Here is a 17,963-nt window from a genome sequence, read left to right on the forward strand (position 1 = left end):
CCCGGGCACCGGGAGTTTTTTCGAGCTTTTTAATCGAATTGATACAGCGGCGTACTCAAATAACGTTCGCCGTTACTCGGAATGATAGCTAATACTTTTTTGCCCTTTCCGAGTTTTTTCGCTACTTCAATAGCAGCATAAATGGCCGCACCTGATGAGATGCCTCCGAGAATTCCTTCTTCACGTGCAGCTCTGCGTGCATATTCAAATGCTTCTTCATTCTTCACAGGGAAAATTTCATCGTATACTTCAGTGTTTAAGATGTCGGGCACAAAGCCAGCTCCGATTCCCTGAATTTTGTGAGGGCCTGGTTTTCCTCCTGAAAGCACTGGGGAATCTGACGGTTCAACAGCGTAGATTTTGACGGAAGGATATGCTTCCTTCAGGACTTCACCCGCTCCTGTAATCGTTCCGCCTGTTCCGATTCCGGCTACAAATGCATCAAGCTGGTCATCACCGAATTGCTCAACGATTTCTTTACCTGTTGTTTGGCGATGGATTTCAGGGTTCGATGGATTGTTAAACTGCTGCGGCACGAAGTATCCGTGTTTTTCAGCAAGCTCCTCCGCTTTCTTAATGGCGCCTTTCATGCCTTCCGCACCCGGAGTCAGCACAAGCTCAGCACCATATGCGCGAAGAAGGTTGCGGCGCTCCATGCTCATTGTGTCAGGCATAACCAAAATCGCTTTTAAACCTTTAGCAGCAGCAACCATTGCCAGCCCGATTCCTGTATTTCCGCTTGTCGGTTCAATGATTGTATCGCCAGCTTTTAATTTCCCTTCTTTTTCAGCGGCTTCAATCATCGCTAAACCGATACGGTCTTTTACACTGCTTCCAGGGTTCATGTATTCAAGCTTCAAATATACATCCGCACTGTTTTCATCAACAAGGCGATTTAATTTAACGATTGGCGTGTTCCCAATTAATTCAGTAATGGAGTTTGCTACACGTACCATTCTCGACACCTCAATTTCCGACTATTTGTATTGGTATTATGTATATAATCTATCAATTTCAAAATTTTTTGTCAATCATTTAGTACTTTTTTCCCCATAGAACCAAGACACGTCAGCTTCTTTCCAAAGCGATTTTACAGTTGCTTTATCACCTAACTGATCCATTGCGATCTGGCGTTTAATCTGATTCTTCACTTCATCATATGAGAACGTTCTCGCATTTAACTTTTCTTTCAGTTGAATAATCGCATAGCCGTTGTTTACCTTTATCGGTTCGTTTGACCATTCATCTTGTTTTAGTGTCTTTGCTTCTTCAATGTATGATGACGGAATGTTGTCTGATGCCTCGGTGACAAACCCTAAATCTCCCCCGTACGGTGACGTATGCCTGTCTGTGGACCGTTCCGCCGCAACAGCTTCAAAGCTCGAGCCGCCTTCAAGCTCTTTTAAAACTTGTCTGGCTTCCTCTTCATCCTTTACAACAATATGCCGAATACGATACGAATTATCAAACTGATACAGTTCTTTATTTTGATTATAAAATGATTTCATTTCTGTCTTTGAAATATCAATATCCTTTGTTAATAATTCCTCAAGAAGAATATTATAGCGAATTTGGTCTTTCCACTCTTTTTCAGTTGTATGCTCGTCTTCGTAAAATGAATTATTCACCGCCTTAATCAGCAGAAATTCCCGATCAATTTCGCTTTTAGATACTTTGAGATTGTTCTTTTTGGCAAGCTGCTCTACCACTCGGACATTGATCATATCTTCAAGTGTTGATTTTCCGTATTCATCTTCCATTTCCTTCAGCCATTCTTCTCTTGTGACGCTTTTGCCTCCAATAGTAGCAATGGACTCGTCGGACGGGGAAGCACTGGCTTGAGATTTCGTCAGTGTATATGCCACTGCGATACAGCATACCAGCAGCGCGCCCCAAATGATTGTCCAGATTGTTCTTGATTTCAAATTTACTGTCAGCCCCTTTTCTTAAATTCAAAAAACCCGCTAAAGAGCTTAGCGGGTCGTTTGGTCTCGAAGCTCTTCCAGCTCTTCTTTTGTAAATAAGTACTTTTCATTACAAAAATGGCATACTGCTTCGGCTTGTCCATCTTCTTCTATCATATCTTGAATTTCTTTTTTGCCTAGTCCTAAAACGGCTGTTTCAAAACGCTCTTTTGAACAAGGGCAATGGAATTTAACAGGCATGGTTTCCAAAATCTCAGGCTTTTCTCCTAAGACTTCTTCCAAAATTTCTTCCGGTGCAAGCCCTTTTTGAATCAGTTTAGAAATAGGTTCTACTACAGATAAACGCTGTTCAATTTTTGTAATGGTTTCATCATCTGTTCCCGGAAGGAGCTGAAGAATGAAACCTCCTGCCGCCAAAATGGTGTTGTCTGGGTTAACAAGCACGCCGACACCTACAGAAGAAGGAACCTGCTCCGATGATACAAGATAGTACGTAAAATCTTCCCCCAGTTCTCCGGAAACGATTTCTACTTGCCCTGTGAAGAACTCGCGCAGGCCTAAATCTTTTACAACACTTAATGTTCCATCTGTTCCAACAGCTCGTCTGACATCCAGCTTGCCGTGTTCATTCAAGTCAAAATGAACATGCGGGTTTGAGACATATGCCCTGACTTCCCCTTTAGCATTCGCATCAGCAACAATCGCGCCGATTGGCCCGCCGCCTTCCACTTTCACTGTCAGCTTATCATCACCTTTCAGCATAGAACCAAGCATTAGTGAAGCTGTCATTGTACGGCCCAGTGCAGCGGATGCTGTCGGCCATGTATCATGCCGTCTCTGTCCTTCATTCACCATATCAGTCGTTTTTGCAGCATATGCCCGAACTTTTCCGTCATACGCCAGCGCTTTTACTAAATAATCCATTGCAAAACCTCCTATACACTTCCCACGCGGTTTCGTTCATAAATCAATTCCAGCCCTTTTAGGGTTAAGAATGGATCAACGATGTCTATACAATCTGATTCGTTTGCGATTAATGGCGCAAGACCGCCTGTCGCAATGACTTTCGGTTCTTGTTTTGCCTGCCATTTCATTCGTTTTACGATTCCTTCCACTTGGCCGACATAGCCAAATAAAATCCCTGATTGCATCGCGCTTACAGTGCTTTTTCCGATAATATTGTCAGGCCGGGCGATTTCAATACGCGGAAGCTTCGCCGCACGCGAGTACAGCGCCTCAGTCGAAATTGTAATTCCAGGCGCAATCGCTCCGCCCATATATTGTTTGTTTTCATCGATATAACAGTACGTTGTGGCTGTACCGAAATCAACAACAATCAAAGGATTGCCGTACAAGTGAATGGCCGCAACAGCATTTACGATTCTGTCAGCGCCTACTTCTTTCGGATTGTCGTACTTTATATTTAAACCGGTTTTCATACCAGGACCGACAATTTGCGGTTCGATATGAAAGTATTTTGTGCACATTCTCTCTAACGCAAACATGATTGGCGGCACAACTGAAGAAATAATAATGCCTTCTATTTGTTCAAACATGAGACCTGAATGATCAAATAAAGAGCGCAGAATCATCCCAAACTCATCTTCTGTTTTATGCCTGCTTGTTTCTATACGCCAGTGATATTCTAATTCACCCTCATGATATACACCAAGTACAGTATTGGTGTTCCCCACATCAATAACAAGTAACAACCTCTATCACCACTTTTGAATAGTTTCTCTATCATTACTTTTACAAACATTCTACAATACCATACACGATCGGCGGCTCATTTGTAAACAAATCGATACCATAATTGGATGATTGAAAAGGCGGCAACAGAGGCGGGATTCACATAAAAAAACTGCCAGCGTCAGCCGGCAGTTTTTATCAGAAAGCGTTACTCTTTCGTATCGTCTTTCTTTTCTTCTTCTGTTTTTGACAGAATGTTTACTTTGACATCATCGTTCTTCTCATCATCAGAGAACTTACGCTCAGGCAATGTTCCGTGATCGACAAGATGTTTGATTTGTTCAGCATCCAGTGTTTCAACTTCCAGAAGCGTCTGAGCAATCAATTCAAGCTTGTCACGATTTTCTGTCAGGATTGTTTTCGCACGCTCGTAACACTCTTTGATAATGCGCTGAATTTCCTGATCAATTTCGTAGGCAATTTGATCACTGTAGTTTTGTTCGTTGTTGAAATCACGGCCTAAGAATACCTGGCCACCCTGAGACTGTCCAAATTGCAGCGGTCCCAGTTTTTCTGACATACCGAATTCTGTAACCATTCGTCTTGCAATATTTGTCGCACGCTGGAAGTCATTGTGCGCTCCTGTGCTGACTTCGCCAAAGATAATTTCTTCAGCAACACGCCCGCCCAAGAGACCGACAATTTTATCAAGCAGCTCCGGCTTTGTCTGGAAGTAACGGTCTTCTCTTGGAAGCATAACTGCATAACCGCCAGCCTGACCCCGAGGAACAATCGTTACTTTATGAACCATATCAGCCTCATCTAAAACGAGTCCGATAACGGTGTGTCCGCCTTCGTGATATGCCACGATATTGCGTTCTTTCTTGGAGATGACGCGGCTTTTCTTAGCTGGTCCGGCAATAACACGGTCCGTAGCTTCATCAATGTCGCGAGCATCGATTTTTTTCTTGTTTTGACGAGCCGCCACAAGAGCAGCTTCATTCAATAGGTTTTCTAAGTCAGCGCCTGAGAAACCAGGTGTTCTCATGGCAATCGATTTCAGATTTACCGTTTCATCCAGCGGTTTATTTCTCGCATGGACTTTCAATACAGCTTCACGTCCAATTACATCTGGGCGGTCCACTGTGATTTGACGGTCAAAACGTCCCGGACGAAGTAAGGCTGGGTCCAAGATGTCCGCACGGTTCGTTGCGGCAATGATGATAATTCCTTCATTGGCACTGAATCCGTCCATTTCAACAAGCAATTGGTTGAGCGTCTGTTCACGTTCATCGTGTCCGCCGCCGAGACCCGCTCCACGCTGGCGTCCGACTGCGTCAATTTCATCAATGAAGATCAAACAAGGCGCATTCTTTTTCGCGTTTTCGAACAAGTCACGCACACGGGAAGCACCGACACCTACAAACATTTCAACGAAATCAGATCCGCTGATGCTGAAGAATGGTACACCGGCTTCACCGGCTGATGCTCTTGCAAGAAGTGTTTTACCGGTACCCGGAGGTCCAACTAAAAGCACACCTTTAGGGATTCTTGCGCCAAGCTCGGCAAACTTGCGGGGATCTTTCAGAAATTCAACAACTTCCACAAGTTCTTGTTTCTCCTCGTCTGCCCCTGCAACGTCTTTAAATTTGACGCGTTTCTTTTCCTCTGTATATAGCTTCGCCTTACTCTTACCAAAGTTCATGACACGGCTGCCGCCGCCTTGAGCTTGATTGAGCAGGAAGAAGAACAGAATAAAGATAATGACAAATGGGATGATGGTCGTCAGGAACGTCACCCATCCGCTTGTTTCTTGAGCGGGATCAACCTTTACATCTGTCTTTTTTATAGCATTAAAGATCTGGTCTGCTCCCTTACCTTCAGGAACATGAGTCAAAAAGTATTGATCCTTGTCGTAATTTTTCAGCTGTCCTTTTACCTCATAAACACCTCTGACAGGCTGAACCGACACGCTATCAACTTTCCCGTCATCCAGGTTTTTGATGAACGTGCTGTACGACATATTTTCTGTTTTCGGATTTGAGGTCTGGAAGTAGCTCACAACCCCGATTACTACTAATAAAATAAGTAAATAAAAAATGGTATTACGGAAGACCCGATTCATTCCTTACCTCCTCCCACAGTAAGCACAACTATGTTCAATAGTACCATAGAAAATCATTCCAATACAACCAATAACCATCTCGGAAGCAGGCTGCCGATCAGCTTTCATAAACTGCCGGTTTTAACACTCCGATATAAGGCAGATTGCGATAGCGCTCAGCATAATCAAGTCCGTAACCCACTACAAACGCGTCAGGAACTTTAAAGCCGACGAAGTCTGCTTTAATGTCCGCTTTTCTTCCGCTTGGTTTATCCAAAAGGGTAACAATCTTAATTGATTTTGCTTTACGGTATCGGAAGAGCTCTACTAGATAACTTAAGGTTAACCCACTGTCGATGATATCTTCAATAATTAAGATGTCCCGGCCCTCTACAGATGTATCCAAATCTTTAATGATTTTTACTTCTCCAGATGAAACCGTAGATTTTCCGTAGCTTGATACATCCATGAAATCCATTTCCAAATATGTATCAATATGCTTGATAAGATCCGCCATAAAAGGAAGAGCTCCTTTTAACACACCGATTGCCAACGGAAATTTATCTTGATACTCGCTTGTTAAGTCTGCACCTAACTCTTTTACTTTCTCTTGTATCTCTTCCTCTGAGATCAGAACTGTTTCAATATCATGTTTCATCATGATTATGCTTGCCCCCTACACTTTTCATGCTGTCTATATTGTAATACAATGCGGTCACTGTTTGGAATCACAAGATCTTCAAAAATGGATTTTTTCAAGCCCGGTATCCAGATAATTTCACCGCTTGCATCCGTCACAACCGGCCAGTTGTCTCTTTCTTGCAGAGGCAATTTCTTATCAATAAATATATCCTTTACCTTTTTCGAGCCGTTCATCCCTTTTAGTTTTATCCGATCGCCGGCTTTTCTTGTCCGGATCGTCAAGGGAAATCTCACCTTATCTTGACTTGTAATAAAAACAGAATTCCCATGACCTTCAAGAGATTCCGCGTTACGCTTTGCCTCTATCAGAAATCCGTTTGGGAGCACTGCCGTCTCATCGGCAGCTCCGCTTATTTGATATTCAAAGGGAACATTTTTGCACTGCCATTGTTCAAATGTAAACAAACATGTCTGATATGATTTGACCACCTTCAGTCCTTTCGGAAAGTCCAGTACTCCTGAAGGACCGCCCTTATCCACCCAATCCAAAAACTGCTGAATATGATGAGCGGAAAAGGATGATGGAACGTTTTCATAAAGATAGTTTAATATTAGTTGAACTCCTCTTCTTTGTAAAGGCATCGGGAGGGCAAGCAATTGAGAGGAATTGATTTCAACTGATATTTTAGACTGGCTTGTGATTACTTTATTCATTTCTTCTTTCGTTAATGACTGTAAGAATTGCTCATCTTCAGTCAGTGCTTCGCTTACTTTCTGAAACCTTTTATGCACATCCGGTGATTCCTGTTTCAAAAAAGGGAGCACTGCTTTTCTGAATCTGTTTCTAGTGTAATCATCTTTGGCGTTGCTTTCGTCCGTCCGGTAGCTCAAAGCGTTTTCATGGCAATAATGAAGAATCTCTTCTTTTGTAATGGCTAGAAATGGTCTGATCATCTGTCCCGTTTCAAACCGTCTTAGCGGCTGCATGCCGGCAAGTCCAGCTCCGAGTGTGCCTTTGGCCAGTCTCATAAGCATTGTTTCAACCTGATCATCTCCATGATGAGCAAGTGCAAGATAATCCGCTTGATGCTTGGACATCACTTCCTTAAAAAACTGATATCGGCAATCACGGGCAGCTGCCTGCTTGTTGAGACCGTTTTTCTCAGCATACGCAGTTACATTGATTTGAGCCGTTTCACATTTGATCTGTTCAGCCTCACAATATGCTTGGACAAAACGCATGTCTTCCTCAGATTGTGCCCCTCTGAACCGGTGGTCTACGTGAGCCGCAATCACATTGGCTGAACGGCCGTATAACGCATGAAGCGCGTGAAGGAGAGCCATCGAATCCGGACCGCCGGAAACGCCTACAATAATTGTCGCCCCTTTTAACGTAAGATTGTGTTTGATAAAAAAATCTTTGACACTGTTCACAATGTCCTCCTCACAATGAGCAGGTATTTTAAAGATATTCATATCCTATCACTTTCAATCCTTCCAAGCAAAGAAGAAGCATGGGTATTGCAGATTGCGGCTGTCAAATAAGGAAAAAGATAATGTAAGCGAAATAAAGCGCCAAAACACTGATTACGATAAGAGCGGTTTCGAATAACCCTCCGGACTTAGCGCCCTTCTTTTTAGGTGCATATCTCGTCTGTGTTACTTTTCCCTGGCGCATTTTTTGCTGTCTTTGTCTTGAGATAGGTTGCGCCGAAGTTGGCGTTTTTCCGGCCTGTTTTCTTTGCGCTGCCTTTTGCCCTGCTGCGAGCATCTCTCTTTTCATCTCGTCAGCGGAATCATAATGGCCATTTAAAGCAGAAATAAGCACTTTTTTATACTTTTGCAACACCGGACTGCCTTCGATTAAAGATCGCAGTTGTTCCTTTGGCTGGCTTGTTTTTTTGAATTCCTTTTTATGTACACAGTTGATCATAATCATAGCAACCGCAAACAAGTCGTAAGAGGGCTCTGCTTTTCTTGTCCCATACCCCCAATATCCTCTGTCGTAAAACTCGGTATACTCTTTTATCGCTCGGCCCTCCTTGGTTGTTCCGCCTACATCTATGCAGCGGATTCTGGCTGGCGGACCGGTGACAATCAGATTATCCGGCTTAAGGTCGCCGAATATCCACCCTTGCTGATGAAGCACGGATAAGCTGGTTAACAGCTGAATCATCAAGACCGGAATCCATTCTGCTCCTTTGTCACTGACGAATTGTAAAAGCAACGGGCCTTTTATGTATTCCATTGCATAAAATGAAACCTTTGTATTAGCACTGGGAATAAAGGCATCATCAGTGTCAAAAAAAGAAGGCCCCATCGTTACGGACTGGGCCTTAGAAAAAGATTTTAAGACATTCACTTCAGAAGTAATAGACAGGCTGTCATCACTTACCTTTAAGGCAACATGTCCATCTGATGCTTCTGCCAAATACACAATTCCATTGGCCCCTTTTCCAAGCTGTTTACGCAGTGTGTAAGTATTTCCATTCCACTTACCCTTTACTCTCGTTCCCGGCTTGAGGCTACATGCCAAACTCGTCAAAGTGTCGTTCATCATCTGCCAGCATGCTCCTTCTTGAGCGGATTTTTTCGAATTGCTGTGTCGCTTCACGAATCGCCGGACCTGTCGGCGTGATGCCGCCTGTCGATAGCTTCGCAAAGAGTGTGGAAAGAGACTGCAGCTTCGGTGTCCAATTTAGCACAAGCTCGACCTCTTGTTTTTTCCCGGGAAATATACACATCGCAAATTCATTATTCCCTATTCGGGAATTAAGACTAACGGACAAGTCAATCAGTGCTTCTTTCACTGTAGGCAGCTTTGGCGCCATACTCGCGCTTGTATCAACGAGAACCAAAACCTGAAGATGCACCGTTTCTCCCAGTTCATCTACCACTTCCATGACTTCGCCGCGTTTTTCCGGAGAAAGCTCCTCCATTTCCACATTCTTTCCCAGGATTTGCTTCAGTTCTTGATTTACCACCCCTTGCAGGGTTTGCGTCATTGCTTTTTTTGTTACCATCTGAACCGTTTGCGAAAGCTGTGATGCGTAGACGACCTGATGCACGCCGCCTCCAGCAAGCGCAATCCCTTCGACTTCTTTCATAGCCTCGTGGTCAATTTTGTTTTCTTCCATTATACCTATGACATTTACTGTAATCCCTTGCTCTTTAGCAAAAGCAGCCATAGCAAGCGGGTCTTCACCATGATTTGAGCAGCCATCCGTTATCAGCAGAATTTGATTTAAACGTCCGTTGTTCACATTCATTCCTCCTGGAGAATACGATGATTCTCAGATTCATATAGTTTCATCTTCGCCAGAAGAAAATTGATTTATACGGAAGCGTTATGAAATTTCTTGTTTGCTTTGAAAGATGGCCGGAACGGGAATAGACGCCCACTTTGGTGTGTTGTGATCAATTCGGACGACAACAACCGTCATATCATCATCAATTTGGCCTGATCTTGTGCGAATCACTTCCTCCATGAGTAAGTCAGCAATTTCCTGCGGATCATCTGTTTTTAACCCTTTCATTTTGCGCTTCATCCATAAATCATGATTTTCCACGTGTTTAGGGCCTTCGAAAATACCGTCACTCATCATGATCAGGAGGTCTCCCGCCTTCAGCTGCTCACTCACAACCTCAACGTCGAATTCGTTAATAATGCCGATTGGCAGATTGCTCGCTTGGACTTTCATCACCTGCTCACCCCGTTTGATAAAGCTCGGTGTTGATCCAACCTTTAAAAACTTACAGCTCGCATCCTGAAGGTCGATAATAGAAAGATCGAGCGTGGAATATATTTCATCCGTTGTCCGCAGAGACAGTATGCTGTTGATCGTTTTGATTGCTATTTTTTCATCAATTCCTGATTCAAGGATCTTTTCAAGAAGTTTAATCGTTTCATTGCTTTCAAAGTGAGCCCTCGCGCCATTGCCCATGCCGTCGCTGATAGCAGCTGCATATTTTCTTGCGCCCAGCTCCATCATGCTGTAGCTGTCGCCGGAGACAAGGCCGCCGCCCTTCGCTGCATGAGCCGCACCCGTAGACACTCTGTACGATTTTGTTGATCCAAACGCGACATGGCTGTATCCATTTGGATGCGGCGAATGCTGCTCGGCTTTCACGAGAACTTGCTCTTCCAAAATGTCAGAAAGCATAGGCGCTATGATTTTTTCACTTTCTCCATGCCCGCTGAATGGGATTGTCATTTCAATATCAATGTTCCCCTGTTCAAGGCTGTAAATTTCCACCTGCTGAATCTCTATTCCAAAATGCTGAAGAGCCTCAATAATTTGTTCTTCTTGGATAAAGTGCTGTTCCCTCTCCCTTTTTATTTCCCGAGAAAAGTCTGCCATGACCTCTGAAACACCCAAGAGCTGTTCAGCCACAAGCCGCCTGCTGTCCTGCACTTTTTTCTTAAGGGTTAAATGCGCATGATGATAGGCAAGTTCATCCTCTATCAACTCTTCAACCTGACGTGATTTAGAGCAGTACTGGTGAAACTCCTTTTTCAGCCTTCGGTTTGAAGCATACTCTTTTTCCTCTGTTTCAAGCATAACTTGTTTCATTAAATCATATGTTTTATCAAAGTTCTGAACCCAGCACCTGTTTTTCTTGTAGCACGTTTGACAGGAATGCTCCGTAATTTTACTTAAAAACAGATCGACTTCGCTGTCATCTGTTTGTTCGTCAGACGCTTGATAAAAGGTTGCAAAGCTTTCTGACAATGCATGAAATACATTGGAGAACTGATCCACCTTTTGAGCAGTGACATCTCTGATTTTTCTCGCGTATTGCTGCTGCTCCTGAAGATGTTCCACAGTACCCGGAATATATCTCGCCACTTTTCTTGTGATGGACTGAGGCGTAAGCAGAAACAGGCCGACTGCTATCAATGACTCATAGAGCGTTGTCATCAGACTGGCAGAGCCTTCTCCATATAAAGAAATAAGAAGCGATCCGATAATCAGCCCGATTGCCGCACCCGCTTTTTTTCCTTCTTTCAGCAAACCGCCTAATAAACCCGAAAAAGCGAGCAGACTCATTTGATAGAGATTTCCGATATTGGCTAAGCCGAGAATCAGGCCTGTCACGACACCCACTGTACAGCCGATGCTTGCACCGCCGATGAAGGAAAAGCTTAATACAACATAACGGGCCAGGATATGTTCTGCCTGCATCCCTTGATAGGACAAGCCTGCAAGTCCAGTCAGCACCGAAGCAATCAGAATCATAAAACAAATGATTTCTTCTATTTTTAAGGATTGTTTTACTTTCTTCACTGTGAAAATCGGAAGGCTTTGGAGGAAAATCAGCGTTAAAATAAAGGACAGCCCCGCTTCTACAACAGCCATCACATAATCATAGGTTGTAAACGCGCCATTCTGAGCGTAAACAAAACCCGCTCTTGCCGCCGCCATGGAGAAGAACACGACAATCGGAAGGGCTTTCACACGATCATCTGTGATGAAGGATGCTACTTTAGAAAACACGAAGAATGCAAGCAACGCCGCTAATATGAGTAATGAGTGCTTCGGAGAAATTGTCATTGCACCTGCAAGCACAGCCAGCACTGCATACAGCGCCTTGTCTCTTCTGATCAGAAGCATTGCCCCAAAGAAAGGAAGGGCGAAAGGAAGGACCTCGGATAATATGAAAGCTCGTCCAAGCAAAAACCCGATGACGACATAAATGAATCCTTTATAGAAAAACAGTGAATGCAAATGATGAGTCACCAGCTTCGCTCCCCTGTTAAAAAACGATTGGAGTTTTTCAAAAGCTTGTCCCGCCATTGGCCCGTTCACTCTTCTTTCTGCTTTTTCCATTTCACTCATCTCCCACCTGTTATATTCGTTGCCTGTCATTATAGCGAAAGCACAGATAGGATTTTGTCAAAAGAAGGTAAGTATACCAAAGAAGTCTTCGACGGTTTCTGCCCTGAAATTCGTTTATGCGGAGAATTTCCAGAAAGATGTCTAAAAATGAAAAAAATCGGTTTCTGTAACAGAAACCGATTTTTCAGTATGACCCGTACGGGATTCGAACCCGTGTTACCGCCGTGAAAGGGCGGTGTCTTAACCGCTTGACCAACGGGCCTAACAAATATGGTAGCGGCGGAGGGGATCGAACCCCCGACCTCACGGGTATGAACCGTACGCTCTAGCCAGCTGAGCTACACCGCCATATTGTTTTGTGCTTCTAAGCACAAGTTATATAATACAAAGGTTTATCCTTTTCGTCAACAGAAACTTTAATGTTATAATTTTCTGACTCTTACCTTGAGAGAGCATATAAAAAAAGCATCCGTTGGGACGAACGGATGCTTCATTTATTTATAGAAAGCAGCAAGTTATCCTCTTCTTGCTCCGCGCCCTCCACGTTTTGATTCCGTATTGCGTTTTAAAGATGACAAGCGATCTTCGCTATCTTTTAAAAACTTGTTCATTTTCTGTTCAAAAGATTCTTTCGGACGGAAATCATTTCTAGGTCTGGCTTGCGGACGGTCTTTAGCTTTTTTAATAGATAAACCAATTTTCCCGTCTTTTTCAACGTTGATGACTTTCACTTCAACTTGGTCGCCGACTTTTAAGTGATCATTAATGTCTTTAACATAATTATCGGCTACCTCACTGATATGAACGAGACCGGTTGAGCCTCCAGGCAATTCAACAAATGCTCCAAAATTTGTAATACCTGTAATTTTCCCTTGCAACTTGCTGCCCACTTCAATCGACATAAAAAAAGTGCTCCTCCTTAGGCTTATAAAAAGATCGTTTGCTTAATTATACCTAAATAAAAATTTAAGTGTCAACAAGGCTACTTGTTCTTCTTCTCCACATTAAAGATTATTTCACCGTCTCCAGACATGAATAAGTCTCTTCTGGCAAGCTCTGTGACGTAATCTTCATCTTTTAATTTGGATATTTCTTCTTTTAAATCCGTTTGCTTTGTCTTTAAATTCTTCAGTTCTTTTTCAAGCTGTTCTTTCTTTTCTTCTTTTGCGCTAAGGGAAGATGTTTGGCTCCATACAGAGCTTGCCAGTACAATTGCCGTCAGAAATACGAGGGCGCCGAATACAGTCAACCGTCTGTACAGCCCTTTTCTTCTTCTTTTCTTCAGCTGATTTTGCCGCTCTACTTTTTCTTTATAGTCGTTTTGTATTTCAGTTATCGTTCGTTCCCTGGAAAAATTCAAATCAGACGGTCCTCCTTTCATCTCTTCAAAAAACGTGTAATGGTCGTTCTTATGGTTACCAATAGTTTCTTCTTCTTTTTTAGAAATCCTGCACCTTTTTGAAAATATCGTCTGAAAGTTAGACGCAGTTTTTCAGGAAGAAGTTTCATACATTGTTTCACGATAAAGCGGATCGGAAAACACAGAACCATGACTATTTTATAAAGACATAACATGAGAAAACCGATCAGGCGGTATGTTCTCTGAAAAAGAAACGTGACCAGCCAGATGATGACTCCGCATGTCCACACAATAGGACGAAATAACACGTGCTGAATGAGCTTTTTTAAGAATTGATAAACAGAAACAACAAGATAAATGACGAATTTCAGTATTTTTATATAGATTCGTTTGCAAAGGCTTTGATACGTCGCAACGCCCAGCAGAACCGCCAAAAAAATGTACAGCCTGAATTCTCCCTCATTTACATGAAGCAAGACATAAAAGAAGAGCAGCCCCTGCAAAATCCAGAAAAGAATATCATGAATAAATAAAAGCCACCTGGCTGTTCTGGCACGAATGACAAAGAGCCTGTACGTATCAAGCGACGCGCCAAGCCAGAGGCCCATACCGGACATCGCCAGCATTGTATAGAATTGTGTCGTCAGCGTCATTTAAACAACTTGCTAAAAAACCCTTTAGCTTTATCCCCTTGTTGCTCGTCTAAATACACTAAATCAAATACCCTGCCTTTGATCGAAACAATCCCTTTTTCTACATCAAGATTTTTCATTTGAAGGTTTTCGCCTCTGACTGAGAGCATTCCCATCACTGTTTCCAGCAGGAATTCTTCGTTATCAAAGCTTTCAACTTGCTTAACCCCAGAAATATCTAAATGTTTCCGGCCTTTCATTGTCACATCGTGCTGTTCCGGAACAGAAGAAGAACCTTTTTGTTCATAATATGAATTCATCTATTCAGCCCCCATATCCTCGATACTTTTAGCATTATTACTGCATTGTATGAGGCGGGGGATTCTTTTAGAACAAGCCTATTCGCCGAGTTTTTCTTCCTTTAGCACCGTATACATATTTGCGGCTTCTTCTTTTTTCGTCGTGTCTTTGAGCTCATTCACTTGTACCGTTACAAGCTTTTGGCCGAAGCGGACCGTTAATTCATCTCCAGGTTTTACGTCTGAGCTTGCTTTAGCCTGATTTCCGTTAATGGAGATTCTGCCTTGATCAGCTACTTCCTTCGCTAGTGTACGTCGTTTAATCAGCCGTGATACTTTTAAAAATTTATCTAATCTCATATTATGATCTCCTCTCAGTTTCTTTTGCTTCATTCCACAGGTTGTCCATGTCCTCAAGAGACATATTAGCCAGCTCGATTCCCTTTTCCTTCGCTGTTTGCTCAATATAAGAGAAACGTCTCCGGAATTTATCGTTTGTCATCGCCAATGCTTCCTCCGGTTCTATTTTGTAGAAGCGGGCTACATTTACCAAGGCGAAGAGAACGTCGCCAAATTCGGCCTTGAGATTGTGTTCATGAGGGTCTTCAGAAACCTCCGAAGAAAATTCCTCCATCTCCTCATTCACCTTTTCCCAAATATCACTCACATCTTCCCAGTCAAAACCGACTTTTGCCGCTTTTTTCTGAAGTTTAGCAGCTTTAGAAAGAGCAGGAAGGGTTTTCGGGACGTTGTCTAACAAGGATTCTTCAGATGTATGTTTTTCGGCTTTTTTAATATCTTCCCAATTTGCCAAAACATCGTTTTCATCCTGAACCTTAACATCTTTAAACACATGGGGATGTCTTCGGACCATTTTTTCACTGATCCCTTTAATCACATCATCTATTGTGAAATAACCTTCATCTTCACCGATTTGCGCGTGAAGCAGGACCTGAAGCAAAACGTCGCCAAGCTCTTCGATCATATGGTCTGTGTCTTCTTCGTCAATTGCTTCGAGAAGTTCATAACACTCTTCAATCATGTATTGTTTTAATGACTGATGAGTCTGCTTTTTATCCCACGGACAGCCGTTAGGCCCGCGAAGCTCTCTGATGATGCGCCGAAACGCGGAGAACTCCCGGTACAGCAGCTTCTCTTCTTTAATCGGCGGAATATAAACACTTGTTAAGTTATTCATGGCGACATTACGGTCCAATTCAAATAAAGGCACTCTCCGAATATCCTCATCGCGGCTTCCGGCGGCCGTTACAATCACAACTTCATAATCATCCGGCAGCTTCTCCATTAATGTCAGCTTCACTTCGGATGCAGTCATTTGGTCGTAAACCTGACAAATGATCAGGTGATGTCTGAGCTCAAGCTCATCCGCGCTCAATGTGCCGGCATCCACAAATTGAAAGCCTTCAATGGGATCAATTTGCAAGGCATTAAAAGTAGCATCAAGAAAACTTTGTCCTCCCGCGACTTTCACCTGAATGTTTTTTTCTTCCTGCCGCTCCGTCAGCAGCTGTACTGTTTTTTCTGCTACAAATGGATGCCCCGGAACCGCATAAACAACGTCCTGATGCTTCGCTTCTCCAAAGAGAATGTCAGCAATTTCTTCGTATACCGCATCAAACTGGTCGTGCTTCTCATATATATCATCAAAATAACGAATGTTCTTCGTTTCGCTTTCTAGCTCCTGAATTAAAGGATGGTCTTTTGTTCTGACAAACAGAGTGTCCGCCTTTGTCAGCAGCTTATGTATGCCAATTGTCAACTGGTCCATGTCTCCGGCGCCAAGCCCGACGACTGTAATGTTACCTGCCATTTTGTTCTCTCCTTCGTGTGAGTTTGCTTAACTTGCTGCCAAAAGGCACACTGTTGAGCTCTTCATCCGTAAATATTCCCAATTTCATCATACAATAAATAAACACCGCGCCTCCAATGGCGACAGCAGAAACACTTTCAACCGCCGCATATCCTCTTCCTTCCGCATCAAACAGAAAAGACCAAAGGCGTAAATAAGCAAGCAAGACAGCTGACATCAATAAAGCGGACCCAATAATCGGAAGCATAACGCCTCTCAGCTTGTCCAGCCATTCTTTTTGCCGCAGGCGATATAAATTAAGGCCGGCGACAGCCGCAAAGGTAGCCGCTGTCGCAAATGAAGCCCCTTCAATTCCATAACGCGGAACCAAAAAGGTATTTAACACCCATTTCACAGCCACGCCTGCGCCTACCGCTATTGCAGGAAATACCGTGTTTCCCGTTCCCTGTAAGACAGCAGCAGCCGTGACCGCCAAGGACGCAAACAAAATGGAGCAGCTAAATATCTGTAACGCAGCTGTTCCTTCACTATTTTGAAACAGCATAATGTTGACCGGCTTGAGGATGCAGATGAGACCAGCAGACGCCGCAACGCCAATCGCAAGACACAGCTTTAAGGAAGACGTCACTCTTTGTTTCATCACCAGCACTTGATTGTCCTTTACCGCCTTTGAAATCAACGGTACGAGTGAGGTCCCGATGCTCATTGCGAAAACAGAACCGAGCTGCAAAAGAGGCTGCCCCCGGTCATAAATTCCTTTCAGCCGCTTTGCTTCTTCACTCACCTCACCGCCAGACAGCAAAGAATATAAATTCAGCGCATCGACAAGCTGAATAAACAAAAGCAGCAGGCTGCTGACACAGATCGTTACCGAATATAAAAGCAGTTTCTTAATTAATTGATTTGTTGTAATGTGACTTTCTTTTTCTATTTCCGCTTTTTCAGGCTTTTTCGTTTTGAACCAAAAAAAGACAAGGATGATAAGCGCAATCAAACTTCCGGCAAGAGAACCAGAAGCAGCTGCCGCTCCCGCAGTATAAAGCGAGGCACCCTTTTTGATGAGCCAAAAAGATAACCCTAAAAGCACCGCTACCCGCAAAAACTGTTCCATGATTTGCGATAAAGCGGATGGCAGCATATTGTGCCTCCCTTGAAAAACGCCTCTGAGCAGCGCGACAAATGGAAACAGAAGAAACGCATATGCTGTTACTTGAATTAACTGGGCGAGATGCGAATCACCCATAAACAGAGCGATCGGAACAGCTCCCATATATAAACACAGAAATAAAAAAACACCTATTACCGATAAAACCAGCGCTGAAATTTTCATTATGGTGTTATGGTTTTTTTCACTATAATCATTCATAAGTTTAGAAATAATCACCGGAAATCCTGATGTTGAAAGCATGACGGCAATACCAAGAAAAGGGTATACCTGCTGATATATATAAAATCCAACATCGCCGACAATGTTTTGAAATGGGACTCTGTAAACGGCGCTTAATATTTTTGAAATAACGCCTGCCAGAATTAAAACAAAAGCCCCCTGCCACATCCAATGCCGTTTGACGCGTATTGAATCATCCATCCAAAAGCTCCTTCCCAACGTCAGGGGCCATGCAGAGTTCGCAATGACCT

The 17,963-nt window shown here is 43.3% G+C and carries 17 protein-coding genes and 2 tRNA genes; all 19 read right to left on the reverse strand.

Annotated features, from left to right (window positions below):
* Positions 1–29: 29 nt before the first annotated feature.
* Positions 30–956 carry a cysteine synthase A gene (gene cysK / locus DIC78_RS09785; protein WP_024123638.1) on the reverse strand — a complete coding sequence of 309 codons (927 nt, stop codon included), beginning with the start codon at positions 954–956 and terminating at the stop codon, positions 30–32.
* A gap of 75 nt (positions 957–1,031) precedes the next feature.
* Positions 1,032–1,925, reverse strand: a complete 894-nt coding sequence (locus tag DIC78_RS09790; RefSeq protein ID WP_127696172.1) for a peptidyl-prolyl cis-trans isomerase — start codon at positions 1,923–1,925, stop codon at positions 1,032–1,034.
* Positions 1,926–1,973: 48 nt separating this feature from the next.
* Positions 1,974–2,849, reverse strand: coding sequence for a redox-regulated molecular chaperone HslO (hslO, locus tag DIC78_RS09795; RefSeq protein ID WP_024123636.1), 876 nt, complete (start codon positions 2,847–2,849; stop codon positions 1,974–1,976).
* An 11-nt stretch (positions 2,850–2,860) separates the two neighbouring features.
* Entirely contained in the window at positions 2,861–3,637 is a 777-nt protein-coding gene (locus tag DIC78_RS09800; RefSeq protein ID WP_024123635.1) for a type III pantothenate kinase, read from the reverse strand.
* A 188-nt stretch (positions 3,638–3,825) separates the two neighbouring features.
* The gene (gene ftsH, locus DIC78_RS09805) at positions 3,826–5,742 is read right to left on the reverse strand and encodes an ATP-dependent zinc metalloprotease FtsH (protein WP_024123634.1); all 1,917 of its coding nucleotides are present in this window, start codon (positions 5,740–5,742) and stop codon (positions 3,826–3,828) included.
* Between the two features lie 97 nt (positions 5,743–5,839).
* The gene (gene hpt, locus DIC78_RS09810) at positions 5,840–6,382 is read right to left on the reverse strand and encodes a hypoxanthine phosphoribosyltransferase (protein WP_038954341.1); all 543 of its coding nucleotides are present in this window, start codon (positions 6,380–6,382) and stop codon (positions 5,840–5,842) included.
* 2 nt (positions 6,383–6,384) lie between these two features.
* Positions 6,385–7,797 carry a tRNA lysidine(34) synthetase TilS gene (tilS, locus tag DIC78_RS09815; RefSeq protein ID WP_127696174.1) on the reverse strand — a complete coding sequence of 471 codons (1,413 nt, stop codon included), beginning with the start codon at positions 7,795–7,797 and terminating at the stop codon, positions 6,385–6,387.
* Positions 7,798–7,900: 103 nt separating this feature from the next.
* On the reverse strand, positions 7,901–8,923 hold the full coding sequence (locus tag DIC78_RS09820; RefSeq protein ID WP_106021680.1) for a protein kinase domain-containing protein: 1,023 nt from the start codon (positions 8,921–8,923) through the stop codon (positions 7,901–7,903).
* Complete coding sequence (locus DIC78_RS09825) at positions 8,889–9,626, reverse strand: vWA domain-containing protein (protein WP_024123631.1); 738 nt, start codon at positions 9,624–9,626, stop codon at positions 8,889–8,891. Before DIC78_RS09825 ends, DIC78_RS09820 begins: the two co-directional genes overlap by 35 nt.
* 84 nt (positions 9,627–9,710) lie before the next feature.
* Positions 9,711–12,194 carry a stage II sporulation protein E gene (gene spoIIE / locus DIC78_RS09830; protein WP_127696176.1) on the reverse strand — a complete coding sequence of 828 codons (2,484 nt, stop codon included), beginning with the start codon at positions 12,192–12,194 and terminating at the stop codon, positions 9,711–9,713.
* A 199-nt stretch (positions 12,195–12,393) separates the two neighbouring features.
* Positions 12,394–12,465 (reverse strand) — tRNA-Glu (locus tag DIC78_RS09835).
* Positions 12,466–12,474: 9 nt separating this feature from the next.
* Positions 12,475–12,551, reverse strand: a tRNA-Met gene (locus DIC78_RS09840).
* 167 nt (positions 12,552–12,718) lie between these two features.
* Entirely contained in the window at positions 12,719–13,105 is a 387-nt protein-coding gene (locus DIC78_RS09845; protein WP_003218379.1) for a S1 domain-containing RNA-binding protein, read from the reverse strand.
* An 80-nt stretch (positions 13,106–13,185) separates the two neighbouring features.
* Entirely contained in the window at positions 13,186–13,563 is a 378-nt protein-coding gene (divIC, locus tag DIC78_RS09850; RefSeq protein ID WP_010332711.1) for a cell division protein DivIC, read from the reverse strand.
* Positions 13,564–13,580: 17 nt separating this feature from the next.
* A complete protein-coding gene (gene yabQ / locus DIC78_RS09855; protein WP_024123629.1) occupies positions 13,581–14,216 on the reverse strand; it encodes a spore cortex biosynthesis protein YabQ in 636 nt (211 codons plus the stop codon).
* Positions 14,213–14,515: a sporulation protein YabP gene (gene yabP / locus DIC78_RS09860; protein ID WP_024123628.1), complete on the reverse strand. Its 303-nt coding sequence runs from the start codon at positions 14,513–14,515 to the stop codon at positions 14,213–14,215. The genes yabQ and yabP overlap by 4 nt, the downstream gene beginning before the upstream one ends.
* 78 nt (positions 14,516–14,593) lie before the next feature.
* Positions 14,594–14,854, reverse strand: coding sequence for an RNA-binding S4 domain-containing protein (locus tag DIC78_RS09865; protein WP_024123627.1), 261 nt, complete (start codon positions 14,852–14,854; stop codon positions 14,594–14,596).
* 1 nt (position 14,855) lies between these two features.
* Positions 14,856–16,325 (reverse strand): bifunctional methyltransferase/pyrophosphohydrolase YabN, encoded by a 1,470-nt coding sequence (yabN, locus tag DIC78_RS09870; RefSeq protein WP_106021679.1) that lies wholly within the window; start codon positions 16,323–16,325, stop codon positions 14,856–14,858.
* Positions 16,315–17,913 (reverse strand): putative polysaccharide biosynthesis protein, encoded by a 1,599-nt coding sequence (locus tag DIC78_RS09875; protein ID WP_106021678.1) that lies wholly within the window; start codon positions 17,911–17,913, stop codon positions 16,315–16,317. Before DIC78_RS09875 ends, yabN begins: the two co-directional genes overlap by 11 nt.
* Positions 17,914–17,963 lie beyond the last annotated feature (50 nt).

Origin of the sequence: Bacillus halotolerans (genome assembly GCF_004006435.1) — a bacterium.
In the GTDB taxonomy this organism is placed as follows: domain Bacteria; phylum Bacillota; class Bacilli; order Bacillales; family Bacillaceae; genus Bacillus; species Bacillus halotolerans.